The 12814-nt window shown below is 36.3% G+C and carries 12 protein-coding genes; 6 read left to right on the plus strand and 6 right to left on the minus strand.

Annotation, left to right across the window (positions count from 1 at the left end; translation table 11 throughout):
• Positions 1–291: 291 nt before the first annotated feature.
• The gene (locus J7E63_RS29205) at positions 292–474 is read right to left on the minus strand and encodes a hypothetical protein (protein ID WP_215018849.1); all 183 of its coding nucleotides are present in this window, start codon (positions 472–474) and stop codon (positions 292–294) included.
• A gap of 415 nt (positions 475–889) precedes the next feature.
• Between J7E63_RS29205 and J7E63_RS29210 the strand changes: the two genes are divergently transcribed.
• Positions 890–1201: a HesB/YadR/YfhF family protein gene (locus J7E63_RS29210; protein WP_215018851.1), complete on the plus strand. Its 312-nt coding sequence runs from the start codon at positions 890–892 to the stop codon at positions 1199–1201.
• Between the two features lie 88 nt (positions 1202–1289).
• Here the strand turns inward: J7E63_RS29210 and J7E63_RS29215 are convergent, their stop codons facing one another.
• Entirely contained in the window at positions 1290–1568 is a 279-nt protein-coding gene (locus J7E63_RS29215; RefSeq protein ID WP_215018853.1) for a hypothetical protein, read from the minus strand.
• A 30-nt stretch (positions 1569–1598) separates the two neighbouring features.
• On the opposite strand from J7E63_RS29215, the gene J7E63_RS29220 reads away from it, so the two are divergent.
• Both J7E63_RS29220 and J7E63_RS29225 read left to right on the plus strand, forming a co-directional pair.
• Positions 1599–2855, plus strand: coding sequence for a DUF445 domain-containing protein (locus J7E63_RS29220; protein WP_215018889.1), 1257 nt, complete (start codon positions 1599–1601; stop codon positions 2853–2855).
• A 151-nt stretch (positions 2856–3006) separates the two neighbouring features.
• The gene (locus tag J7E63_RS29225) at positions 3007–3372 is read left to right on the plus strand and encodes a cytochrome-c oxidase (protein ID WP_088085957.1); all 366 of its coding nucleotides are present in this window, start codon (positions 3007–3009) and stop codon (positions 3370–3372) included.
• A gap of 75 nt (positions 3373–3447) precedes the next feature.
• On the opposite strand, the gene J7E63_RS29230 is transcribed toward J7E63_RS29225, so the two are convergent.
• Positions 3448–4227 carry a 5'-nucleotidase, lipoprotein e(P4) family gene (locus J7E63_RS29230; RefSeq protein WP_215018891.1) on the minus strand — a complete coding sequence of 260 codons (780 nt, stop codon included), beginning with the start codon at positions 4225–4227 and terminating at the stop codon, positions 3448–3450.
• Between the two features lie 191 nt (positions 4228–4418).
• On the minus strand, positions 4419–5819 hold the full coding sequence (gene alaP / locus J7E63_RS29235) for an alanine permease AlaP (protein ID WP_215018855.1): 1401 nt from the start codon (positions 5817–5819) through the stop codon (positions 4419–4421).
• 331 nt (positions 5820–6150) lie between these two features.
• Here alaP and J7E63_RS29240 point away from each other — a divergent pair, with 331 nt between their 5' ends.
• The 3 genes from J7E63_RS29240 to alr all read left to right on the plus strand — a co-directional run bounded on the left by J7E63_RS29240 (position 6151) and on the right by alr (position 9897).
• Positions 6151–7389: a PucR family transcriptional regulator gene (locus J7E63_RS29240; RefSeq protein ID WP_374193815.1), complete on the plus strand. Its 1239-nt coding sequence runs from the start codon at positions 6151–6153 to the stop codon at positions 7387–7389.
• A 129-nt stretch (positions 7390–7518) separates the two neighbouring features.
• Positions 7519–8652: an alanine dehydrogenase gene (gene ald, locus J7E63_RS29245; RefSeq protein ID WP_215018859.1), complete on the plus strand. Its 1134-nt coding sequence runs from the start codon at positions 7519–7521 to the stop codon at positions 8650–8652.
• 60 nt (positions 8653–8712) lie between these two features.
• Positions 8713–9897 (plus strand): alanine racemase, encoded by a 1185-nt coding sequence (alr, locus tag J7E63_RS29250; RefSeq protein ID WP_215018861.1) that lies wholly within the window; start codon positions 8713–8715, stop codon positions 9895–9897.
• Positions 9898–9918: 21 nt separating this feature from the next.
• On the opposite strand, the gene J7E63_RS29255 is transcribed toward alr, so the two are convergent.
• Positions 9919–11265: a UDP-glucose dehydrogenase family protein gene (locus J7E63_RS29255; protein ID WP_215018863.1), complete on the minus strand. Its 1347-nt coding sequence runs from the start codon at positions 11263–11265 to the stop codon at positions 9919–9921.
• Positions 11266–11315: 50 nt separating this feature from the next.
• Positions 11316–12779, minus strand: a complete 1464-nt coding sequence (locus J7E63_RS29260; RefSeq protein WP_215018865.1) for a glycosyltransferase family protein — start codon at positions 12777–12779, stop codon at positions 11316–11318.
• Positions 12780–12814 lie beyond the last annotated feature (35 nt).

Genomic DNA, 12814 nt, shown 5'->3' on the forward strand with positions numbered 1-12814 from the left:
AAAGTGGTTTCAAATCTTTTAGGTTGATTCCCCCCTGTTGTGTTTTCCGGGAAGGGCACGGAGACTCCTGCGGGAGTACGGGGCAGGGGAGACCCCGCAGGAGCATAGCGACGAGGAGGCTCCCCGGCACGCCCGCGGAAAGCGAAGTGCCTAGAGCGGAAATCTACAGGCCCATTAGCAGGTACAATGAATAATTAAATGCTGAGAAAAAAAAATTGCCGAGAAAAATACCCTTTCTCGACAATCTGATCAGATTGTTTGTATCTGATCTTTTTATCTTATGAAAAATAATTATTTTGTTTTAATAATTATCATATCCTCTTCAACTTTTGCGATTTTAACTAAGTGCGAATCAAGACGTCGATTAATATGCTGTATTTCGCTATTGTGTGAATCTTCAATCCGTTGAAGTGATTCTTTAATATCGGAAAGGTCAATTTGGTTTACTTCTACACGGTGTTCAATGCTATCCATCTTTTCAAGCCTTGATAGTCGTTTTTCAATATTATCTAGTGTTTCATTGAATGTTTGAATTAAGCTTTTAATGTCATTAACATTTTTCAGTTAACTTATCGAACTCCTTCACCATTTTAAAACCCCCTTTTTTCTTGCCTTAATCGTAACATTATTTTCACTATATATATGTTACAATATCAGCAACACTAGTATACCTTCGCATACAAGTGAACATTTTAAGGAAAAAAAATGAACATTTAAAAAAATTATGATACCTGAAGAAAGTCCGTGAATAATATCACATGCAAAACTTCTTAAAAGTTATACTCTTTCAATATAGAGAAGTGGAAAATAGTAATTATCAGCTCCATTTTTAACATCCATTTCTTTACTTATGAATCATTACCTAATAGGAAAAGGTTGGTGCATTTAGATGTTCATTTCAATCGACGAAAGAGCTGCCTCATGGTTCACAAGAGAATTCGAATTTAATAAGCCTTTTAGCATTCGGATGTTTCCTCAATATGCTGGTTTCGGAATTAAGCACAAAGGATTTAGCCTTGCTTTCTCTGCTGAAAAACCTGCTCATGTTGGTTATACAAATGTAGTAAATGGAATTACCTTCTTTATCGAAGTCAATGATGTTTGGTTTTTCGAAGATACTGAAACGTGCTTAACTGTTGATCATCACTCAAATGAACTAGTCGTCCAATATAATGAACTCTCAAGCGCAGCCGTATCTTAAAATCAATAAAAAAGTAATTGTAACCAACTAATTTGAACTATAAAAAAACAAGCCAGCAAGGTGCATCTGGCTTGTTTTTTAAGTTTCATTAGTTTACTTGTTTATCTATGCTTGGTGGTAGTAACTTTTCACTTTCAAATACTTTTCCAAGTTTTTCTACACCTTGGGTAAAGGAGGCAGTCGCGGCATCAAGGTTAGTAGTATCCTTTTTTAATTCATCAGCTTTAATTTGGTAAGAAGTTGCGTATTCCAAATTTAACAGTTGAGAGGTGTCTTCATTTCTACTCGGTGCTAAAACAAAATAGCCATTAATAAGTATTTTTTTTTGCTTTTTTTTCAGCAAAATTGAGATAATAGCATTAGACAATAATATACTCAAAAAACGAGGGGTTTCATGATGTTAAATCGTAAGAATAAAACACGGCATTTAGCGACAATTTTTCTTGCTGTGATGGGAGTCGGCTTTTTAGCCACTATTCCGATACAGAATTCAATCTGGGGGAGCATCCTACAAGGGGGATTTGAAGCCGGTCTGGTAGGAGGACTGGCTGACTGGTTTGCGGTAACCGCATTATTCCGTCATCCACTAGGAATTCCTATTCCACATACTGCTCTTCTTCCCAAAAATCGTAACAGAATTATTGCTGGAATAATTTCAATGTTAGAAAATGATTGGCTAACAAAAGAGAGTATTCGAAAAAAAATAGACACCATCAATTTTACTAAAAAACTATTTGAGATCATCTATAATGAATTACCATCACAAGCCGTTCAAAAGTCTTTCCTAATGATTTCTAAACATTTGATAAAAATATTTGATATAAAAAAATTTGCTCCGCTTCTAGAAAAAGAACTAAAATTACGAATCAACGATTTGGATAGCAAGAATTATCTCCCCTTGCTTATCGACCAGATTAGTATTAGAAAATATGATGAAAAAGTACTAGATTATATCCTAAAAGAAATTGATGAATGGGCCAGGAAAGAAAGTACAAAATACAAACTTGGTGGGTTGGCTGTAGATGCGGTGGAAAATATTAAGGCAGATGGTTTTATGCAATTTGCCTTAAAGTCATTTAGCAACCTTGTTAATGAAGAAAAGCTAGGGAACATTATCCAAAGTCTTATTCTAAAAGGTGTAGCCAGCTATAGTGACCCCTTAAATCAAAATAGACATACCTTAATGATTCATATGAATAAAAAGCTGCAATCAATAAAAAGTGATGAAAAGATTTATGAAGAACTTAATAACTTTAAATCCCAGCTAGTAGATAAATGGGAGTTGCAAGAACAAATTACTGATTTATTAAGTCAGATCCAGCAAAAAGCTTATGACTTTGTCGAAAAACCTGCCTTTTATGATGATTATCTCCTCCCTTTAATTAAAAAGGGTTTAGAAGGTATCGAATTAAATCCAGAAAAAGTGAACCTTATTGAAGCTTGGATTAAAAATCATATTTTTAGTTTTGTTGATAAAAATCATTCAAAAATAGGAATGCTTGTTAAAGAGAATTTAGAAAAACTAGATGATAAAACACTTATCGATATGGTTGAAACTAACGTTGGAAAAGACCTGCAATGGATCCGTGTCAATGGTGCAGTATGTGGATTTTTAATAGGGATTGTTTTAGTAGGTATTAAAGCACTTTTTTAATGCTTAGCAAAAAGCTACCATTTATTGGTGGCTTTTTTCCGTCCATGAAATTCTTGCTTTGTCCTCTTGAAATCAAAGTTATTTTTCAGAGTATTTCAGCATAATTAGTACTGTAGTCATATCTTTTAGGTTTAAAAGAGGAGGCGGAAAAATGGCAATTAGGTTGATTAAAATTTCTGTTGTGTATTTTGTCATTGGGGTTTGCATGGGTATGTATATGTCAATGACGGAAAGTTTCGACTTCACACCGGTTCATGCCCATATTAATTTATTAGGTTGGCTGACTATGGCTGTCGCTGGTCTCATCTATGTTGGTTTTCCAGGTGCTGCGGAAACAACGCTGGCAAAGGTTCACTTTTGGCTTCATAATATTTCTCTTCCCATTATGATGATTGGACTCGCTTTTTTAGTAACCGGAACGGAAAGTGCCGCGCCTGCAGTAGCTACAGGCGGGACCTTGATGGTATTAGGTATCATTGTCTTTGCAATCAATATCCTTAAAAATGTAAGGAATTGAGTTGCTCTTGATGTCTATGATATTATTTATTATTTCGTCCAGACAAAAGACGCCTTCTCTGGCGTCTTTTTTATTCTAACGGTATGTTTCCAAGAATTTCTTTCTTAGTTTAGCTTTTTCTTCATCAGATTTCTTGTAATCATAATTATAAATGGCGCCTTCCCAATCACCATACATTGGGTTTGGAAACAGAATCAGCTTTTTACCGAATTCCTCTCTATATCTGTCCACTGCTTGATTTCTTTCAGAAACGGATAACAAATCAAAACCACTGAAATCTCCAAGGTTATCGCCAAATAATAGAAGTATTTCATGTGTTCTCCCTACTTGCCTGCGGCGCGTTTCTTTCCCAATTTCACCAGGCTGCAGTAATAATACATGGTCTGAATCAGCTTGGGGTGCACCTACACTCTGTAAATTTTTAATAGCTGCAGCTTTTTGTGATTCATAACGGTTGGAAATGTAATAAATCTCCACACCTAAAGAATTTGCATAATGCAAAAACTCAATTGCCCCCGGAAGTGGTTTTGCTTTAGTTCGATTGAACCATTCATTCCAATTAAAAGGAATTTTTCTTCCTGCAATTACATACCTAGCTTGGTGTGGGCTGTTATTTAAAATAGTCTCATCGATATCAAGGACAATTGCTGGCTTTAAGTTACTTTTTCCCCTTCCTTTATTCATGATTTCGTCCAATCTCATCCTTCCAATGTTATAGCCTTGATAATATAACCCTTTTGCTTCCCCGGCGCTTTGAAACCAAAGTACCGACATCGTATTTTGTTCAGACAAGTTTGCCGTTGTTTCTGCATTTGCAACAACTTTATAAAATGAAAGTGTTAAAACCATGGCCATTATCAGGACAGTTATTCTCCTCACCAACAAAACCGATTACCTCCTTTAATTGACAATGTTAGTATTTGAAATCGCAAAATTCCCCATCCATCAATTGGACATGTTCTTTTTTAATAAACCAAATTAATTTTCAAACGAAAAAGCAGTGGGGATTCCACTGCTTTTTCTTCTATCCTTCTTCGAATAGTTTTTTAACTAACACGTTCTTTCGCATTATTTTGGATTACATCTCGTTTATGAAATCCTTTTGCATAATAAACTGCTACCAAGAATACTAGGAATAACGGTCCAATTACTAATGCAATTCTCGTATCCGGATTATAAGCCATTAACCCAATGACAAATGCTAAGAAGGCTAATGAAATATATGAAGTAAATGGGAAAAGTGGCATCTTATATTTTAAAGCTTTCGTCTCAGTCGGCTTTAAGTTCTTACGATAGCGAATTTGCGATAAAAGAATGACTCCCCACGTCCAGATCGCACCAAAGGTCGCAATACTAGTAACCCATGTAAAAACTTTTGCAGGAACAATATAATTTAAAACGACGCCAATCAATAACGCACCGGCAGAAGCAACTACTGCAATCCCTGGAACACCACTTTTTGTGACCTTCGCGAAATTCTGTGGTGCCTCACCATGCTGAGCAAGGTTAAATAACATCCGTGCCGTACTAAAAATCCCACTGTTACAGGACGAAAGTGCTGCTGTTAGTACGACGAAGTTAATAATACCTGCTGCTCCCGGTATCCCGATTTTTTCAAAGGTTAGTACAAATGGGCTTCCTTTTGTACCAATTTCCTCCCATGGATAGATAGACATAATGACAAATAAAGCACCGACGTAAAAAATTAGAATACGCCAGAAAACAGAATCGATTGCTCTCGCAAGAGATTTTTCAGGGTTTTTAACCTCCCCTGCAGTCACCCCAATCATTTCAATCCCCAAATAAGCAAACATAACCATTTGTAAAGATAATAATACGCCTTTAATCCCATTAGGGAATAACCCGCCATGATCCCATAAATTCTTAATACCAGTAGCAATACCACCGTTGCCAATACCAAAGAAAATCATTCCAATTCCGATGGCAATCATCGCAATAATCGTAACAATTTTAATTAGCGCAAACCAAAATTCTAATTCACCATACGCTTTTACCGCAAGGAAATTGACAGTCGCCATAACCACCAGTGCGGTGAGTGCCCAAATCCACCGTGGAACATCCGGATACCAATACTCCATGTAAATTCCTACAGCTGTAATCTCTGCCATACAGGTAACGACCCATAAAAACCAGTAATTCCAACCTGTTATGTATCCAGCAAGTGGTCCTAAATAATCACGCGCATATTTACTAAAAGAACCTGCAACCGGTTTTTGAATCGCCATTTCTCCCAGTGCACGCATAATAAAAAACATAATTAATCCAGCAACCGCATATCCAAACAAAATACCTGGTCCCGCCATCTTAATGGCTGTTGCAGAACCAAGAAATAGTCCTACCCCGATGGCTGCCCCTAAAGACATCAAGGTGATATGCCTTTCTTCTAAACCACGATGTAGCTCTTTCCCATGAGTGTTTTTACTCATATAAATCCCCCTTTATAAATAAACTTCAAAATTCTCTCATCCCAATGAAATAATTTCTTCTCTTTATTAATATAGCAATATTAGGCTTCACTTTTAAGCTTTTTATCACTAATTCCTCCTTTTCTCCTAATGATAACGCTTTCAAAAGAGCAATTTTAAAAATATTTACTCTTTTGGGATTACTCTAAATCATTTTAACATTATAGCATATTATTTATTTTGTTAAAATAAATGAAATTATTTTATATTTTTTGTAAAATTAAACAAAGGCATTTTATGAACTGAACAAGACTACCATATGTCATTATATATTAATCCGGGGGTAATCATTTTGAATACTAGACTACATGACCCATTTAAGACTGCCTTTGATAGCTTAGATGAATTTGCCGACCTTATTAGTCAGGTACTAATGTGCCCTATTACAATTGAGGATGCAAACCACCGCCTACTTGCCTATAGTACACATGATGAACGTACAGATCCAGCAAGAATTTCTACCATCATAGGCCGGAGAGTACCGGAAAAAGTCATTAATCAATTATGGAAGGAAGGAACGATTCCTGCTTTACTAAAGACCCAAGAGCCTATTCGTGTAAAAAACATGAATGATATAGGGCTTAACCAAAGAGTCGCTATCTCTATATGGAAGCAGGATGAAGTGATCGGATTTATTTGGGCAATAGAAATTGATAAAACATTAACGGCTGATGATTTCATCCTTTTAAAAAAAGCAGCGGATTCCGCAAAAAATAAACTATTACAGCTCCAGACGAGAAAGAACAAAAAGGAAGAACGTTCACAAGAATTCTTTTGGAAGCTATTAACAGGTCATCTGAAAGCAAAAGAGGAAATTTTCGAACATTTCCATTCATTACAACTTACACCGCCGACATCTTATGCGGTTCTTGTTTTTCAGTTCCATGAAAATATCACGAACAAAGTAGAGCAATCCATCTCATATCTTTTGAAAACAAATCAACGAATAAAAATTACTCTTTATACAATAGACTGCAATCAACTAATTCTATTGGTATCAGTTACTAATATTGAAAACCCTTTCAATGAGCTTGATCAATTTGCGAAATTCTTTGTCCTACAAATGAGTGATAGATATGGAATTAAGGAGATCCAACCAGGATATAGCAGTATTAAAGAGGATTATCAAAAAACAAACAAAGCATATAAGGAAACATTGGCGGTTTTATCAATTAAAGAAAAATTCCCAATGGAAACAAAGGACATTTTTAATTATCAAAAACTAGGAATATATCAAATTTTTGATCTTATTTTAGAAAAAAGACAAACCGAAGAATATGAAAATTACTCCTTAAAACTGCTTCATGAATATGACCAAAAACACAACAGCAATTTAATTGAAACATTAGAGGTTTTCTTAAATAAAGATAACAACATTAATGATGCAGCCAAGGAATTAAATGTCCATGCTAACACATTAAATTATCGACTTAAACGAATCACCGAAATTGGTGATGTAAATTTCAAGGATCCTAACCAAAAAATGATCCTCTACCTAGATTTAAAACTTGAAAAATATCAGGGGATTTGAACTTTTTGTGAAAATCCCCAAAAAGAATGAAAATCTTTCTCTTTTCTAAACAAAGAAATTCTCTGGCAAACATTCTATACTTTAGCCATAGCAAAACACTTTAATGTAACTAGGGGAGGAAATAAGATTATGTTTATAGGTGTACCTAAAGAAATTAAAAATAATGAAAATCGTGTAGCACTAACTCCAGCAGGTGTTGTATCATTCCTAAATGCCGGCCACACTGTGTTTATGGAAAAGGACGCAGGAATTGGAAGCGGTTTCACTAACGATGATTATGCTAAAGCTGGTGCTGAGATTTTAGATAGCGCTGAACAGGTATGGACAAAAGCAGATATGATTATGAAAGTGAAAGAGCCTCTTTCAAGTGAATATAAGTACTTCCGCCAAGGTTTAATTTTATTTACTTACTTACACCTTGCAGCTGAGCCAGAGTTAGCAAAAGCTCTTAAAGAAAAAGGTGTTATCGCAGTTGCTTATGAAACTGTATCTGTAAACAGGACTCTTCCACTGCTTACACCAATGAGTGAAGTAGCTGGACGCATGGCTGCTCAAATTGGCGCACAGTTCTTACAAAAAAATAATGGTGGTCTTGGAATTCTCCTTGCTGGTGTCCCAGGAGTTAACCGTGGAAAAGTTACCATTGTTGGTGGTGGGATTGTTGGAACCAATGCAGCTAAAATGGCCATCGGTTTAGGTGCTGACGTAACAATTATTGATCTAAGTGCTGACCGTCTTCGTCAGTTAGACGACATTTTTGGAAATCAAATCAAAACATTAATGTCTAATCCTTTCAATATTGCTGAAGCAGTGGCAGAAGCTGACCTTCTGATCGGAGCAGTATTAATCCCTGGTGCAAAGGCTCCTAAGCTGGTTACAGAAGAAATGGTTAAATCGATGAAGTCTGGTTCAGTGATTGTCGATGTTGCGATTGACCAGGGTGGAATTGTTGAAACAATCGACCATGTGACAACACATGACAATCCAACCTTTATCAAACATGGAGTTGTACACTACTCTGTTGCAAATATGCCTGGTGCCGTTCCAAGAACTTCAACAATAGCACTAACCAATGTTACTGTTCCATATGCATTGCAAATCGCAAATAAAGGGGTTTTCAAAGCCATTTCTGAAAATGCTGCATTATATCTTGGCGTTAACGTTGCCAACGGAGAAATCACTTATGAAGCAGTAGCAAAAGATCTAGGGTTTGATTATGTAACAGTCGAAAAGGCATTAGAAAAAGAACTAGCTACGATTTAATTGTAGTTATTCCCCTCAAGAAACTCTTGAGGGGATGTTTGATTAAAGGGGATGGTTTACATGAATCAATTGAGTTACCGCGATACATGGGCTGAAATTTCACTAGACCATATTAAAAATAATTATCTACAGTTTAGGCAGTTTGTTCACCCACATGCAAAAATCATGGCAGTGGTTAAAGCAGATGGATACGGACACGGGGCCATTGAAATTGCAAAAACAGCGATTGAAGCTGGTGCAGATTATTTAGCAGTTGCTCTTGTAGATGAGGCCATCAAACTTAGACTGTCTGGGATCACACAACCCATTCTCGTACTCGGGTATACTCCGACACGTTCGATTAGGGCTGCCATTTTAGAAAATATCACGCTAACAGTCTTTGACCATGAAGTATTGGATGAAGTCATTGTCCAAGCGGACAGCTTAAGCAAAACTGCTTCTATTCATTTGAAAATTGATACTGGTATGTCCAGGATTGGCGTTACTTCCAGTGATGATGCACTAATTCTTGCTAAGAAGGCCATGAAAGCAAAAAATGTTTGTCTTGAAGGGGTATTTACTCATTTTGCTAATGCAGATAGTGAAAACAGTGAACTTACATATGCACAGTTTAATAAATTTCAATCAATAGTAGAATATTTGGAAAACAACTGTATTTATATACCCATAAAACATTGCTGCAACAGTGCTGCAACAATGAAATTTCCAGAAATGCATCTGGACATGGTTCGAATTGGAGTTTCCTTGTATGGGTTATATCCAGATGCTTCGTTAAAAAACCACTCCATCCAGCTAAAGCAGGCCATGACCCTCAAAACGAAAATTGCTGCTATAAAAAAAGTAGCAGCTTTACAAGCAATCAGCTACGGGTGGACTTGGAAGCCGGAAAGAGTAAGTCTTATCGCTACCCTTCCGCTTGGATACGCTGACGGACTTTCCCGTCTCCTATCAAACCGTGGGAAGGTATTAATCCATGGGAAAAAATCTGCTATTGCAGGAAGGGTGTGCATGGATCAAACGATGATCGATATTACGGATATACAAAATTGTTCTGTTGGTGATGTAGTCACCATATTTGGAGAAAGCTGCTCTTCATTTCAGTCCGTGGACGAAATTGCCCATTTAATGGGCACCATCAATTATGAGGTTGTTTGTTTAATTGGGAAAAGAGTCCCCCGAGTGTATGACAACTACAATGACCTATTCAAACCTGCAAAGAATGTACAAAGTAATTTATTATTTTAATAACAAAGGCAGCTATTCTGACTAGCTGCCTTTGTTTTGTAGCACCGTGTTTATCTCTCCAATTACATTTGGTCTGCCAATTGAATAATATTCAACTGGATATTTTTTTATAGATTCTAATTGAAAGCAATTTCTCCCGTCAAAGATAACGGGTTCTTTCATTAACTCATGGAAAAGATTTAATGGAACATTTTTAATTTCATCCCACTCAGTTACAATAAACGTAAGGTCAGCATTCATGAGAGCTTGCTCGACCGTATCTGCATAAGAAATTAGCTTTCCTAAAACCTTTTTCACATTTGGAATTGAGACGGGATCATAGGCAATTACTATCGCCCCTTCTTGAACTAGACGCTTGGCTAACTTAATCGAAACGGCTTCCCTGATATCGTCTGTATTAGGTTTAAATGAAAGCCCCAGTAATGCAACTTTTTTCCCACGTAAACTTTGAAATCGGTTCAGGGCCTTTTCCAATAGTTTAAGTTCCTGTCTTTTATTAACTTCAATAACCTCCTCAATGAGGTTAATAGCTTCTCCCGCATCATTACCCATTTGAACTAGTGCGTGGGTATCTTTCGGCAGGCATGAGCCGCCAAAACCTACTCCAGCCTTAAGAAATGATGATCCGATCCTTGAGTCCATCCCCATTCCAAATGATACGTCTTCAATATTTCCGCCAACATGTTCACAAATACTTGCGAGTGCATTTACGTAACTAATTTTTAAAGCTAAGAATGAATTTGATGCTATTTTTATTAATTCAGCACTATTCATATCCGTTTTAAAAATGGGAATACCAAACGGCTGATATAATTCTTCCAACGAATGGAGGGCTTCCTCACTATCAGATCCAATAATTATCCGATCCCCGTGAAAAGTATCATAAATTGCCGACCCTTGGCTGATAAATTCAGGATTGGAAACGATTTGAAATTTAAGACTTGTTTGCATTTCGGATTGAATCCAATTTTTAATATTTGCATTTGTTCCCACTGGTACCGTACTTTTTGTAACGACAATGACGTTATTTCGCTTTATTGACCTGCCAATTTCTTTAGAAATCTGTTCAATATATTGTAAATCAAGGGAGCCATTTTCATTTTGAGGGGTTCCTACTGTTATCATTATGATTTCAGCCGATTTAAAGCCAATAGAAGGGCTAGTTGTAAACCGTAACCGCCCCTCCTCCATATTTTTCAACATCAGTTCATTTAATCCTGGCTCATAAATTGGAGGATACCCATTGTTTAATGTACTTATTTTATGATGGTCCTGGTCTACGCAAATCACATCATGGCCGATGTCTGCTAAACAAACCCCTGTAACTAGTCCAACGTATCCTGTTCCAGCAATGGCTATTTTTTTCAATGAAGATTTTCCTTTCCATATTGAGTATTTCTTATTAATTACGACTCAGTTCATTTCTCCATCCATTTATATAAAATTATTTCATGATAAACTGGATCAAAAAGCCCGTTGGAATGAAAAGTTGCTACCTTTTTGATTTTCCCATCTATTGAAATACCTTGTGACCTAAATCCTTGAATCACTTTATCTGTAAGTAGTACGGTCCTGCCTTGGAAATATTTCGCATCATACCGGAAATATTGGTAAGTTTCTATCCTTTTGTGTGTATATGGAACCTCTAAATACTGTAACACCCTCGTTTCTTCCCATGTGTAGAGTATAACAGGTTCATTCATTTTCTCAATAAATGCATTCATTTTATAAACAGCTGGAGGTTCTTTAGCTTCCGTCGCTAATAGGGTTAAATTTTGATTTACCTGATGGCCTAGGACGAAAATGCTGAGTCCCACGACAAAAAAAGGGATTCTTTCTGAAAAAAGACGAATACAAAGGAAAAATATCAATAAGACCGCAAGCGGGAGCGCATGCCTTGCTTTTTCTACATTTTGAGCCAATAGTGCCCAACCAAAATAACCGCTAAACAATATATAAAGAAGGTTCATAAATGGCCATCTTTTTTTTGTTTTTTTGAACGCCCTAAAAAATATATAAATGAGAAGGAAAATATAAATGACAGCACTAAGCACTGATTCAGTTGCAATCCCTGTCCATAGGATGTTCTTTGAGGAGAAAATGATAAATCTATCAAAAAAACCAATATCAGCTGCCTCTACCGTTCCTCCCCAATCATTGAAATGACCGCTGGTAAACGCTAAAGAAAGCTTAATAAAACCGATTATACTCCCCTCTGAAATGACAAGACCAATTACCCATATTGCTTGAAAGATGACTCCCGAGATCAAGTAAAATATGATCAATTTCATTTTTAATCCATCTTTTTTTACTTTCCAATAAAACAGAAAGATTATACCGATTGCAAAGGGCAAGTAGGAAAGGCGAATTCCTAGCATAAGACTCAAAAAACCTAAGGGTATTAAGATCGCTCTTGAATCTTTTTTGTTTAAAGCAAAAAGAAGGCTCCATAAATACCACCAAAATGCTGCCAGTGCCGCGCCTTCTGACATTGGCTGATTAACGATAATAACACTGTAGCTTGCTGAATAAATAAGTGCTGTAGATAAACTAGCAAATGATCTTTGTATGAATCTCCTGGACAACTTATAAATGGGAAAAATAGAACTAGCATAACAAAAGACATTAAAAATCGTTAAAGCTTTTGATGGGTCCATTACAAACAGATGAATGAATTTCCCTCCTAAAATAAAAAAGGGATATCCAGGGAAGTGCGGCTGCATAGCCATTAAATCATAGCGCTTCACAGCCAGTGCAAAATCTACCTGATCCCACGAGGAGGTATATGGATTAATAAAATACAGTTGAGATATAAAAACAATAATTATAGCTGTAACACTTATCACTAATAAAAAGGGACCTTTTAAATCACTTTTGAACAATAAATATCCACCACCTGATCTAGAGAAAAAGTACA

It is taken from the genome of Bacillus sp. ISL-75, assembly GCF_018613095.1.

Coding starts and splice junctions, on each gene's coding strand:
- J7E63_RS29205 (WP_215018849.1), bottom strand. CDS start 474: ATGGATAGCATTGAACACCGTGTAGAAGTAAACCAAATTGACCTTTCC.
- J7E63_RS29210 (WP_215018851.1), top strand. CDS start 890: ATGTTCATTTCAATCGACGAAAGAGCTGCCTCATGGTTCACAAGAGAA.
- J7E63_RS29220 (WP_215018889.1), top strand. CDS start 1,599: ATGTTAAATCGTAAGAATAAAACACGGCATTTAGCGACAATTTTTCTT.
- J7E63_RS29225 (WP_088085957.1), top strand. CDS start 3,007: ATGGCAATTAGGTTGATTAAAATTTCTGTTGTGTATTTTGTCATTGGG.
- J7E63_RS29230 (WP_215018891.1), bottom strand. CDS start 4,227: ATGGCCATGGTTTTAACACTTTCATTTTATAAAGTTGTTGCAAATGCA.
- alaP (WP_215018855.1), bottom strand. CDS start 5,819: ATGAGTAAAAACACTCATGGGAAAGAGCTACATCGTGGTTTAGAAGAA.
- ald (WP_215018859.1), top strand. CDS start 7,519: ATGTTTATAGGTGTACCTAAAGAAATTAAAAATAATGAAAATCGTGTA.
- alr (WP_215018861.1), top strand. CDS start 8,713: ATGAATCAATTGAGTTACCGCGATACATGGGCTGAAATTTCACTAGAC.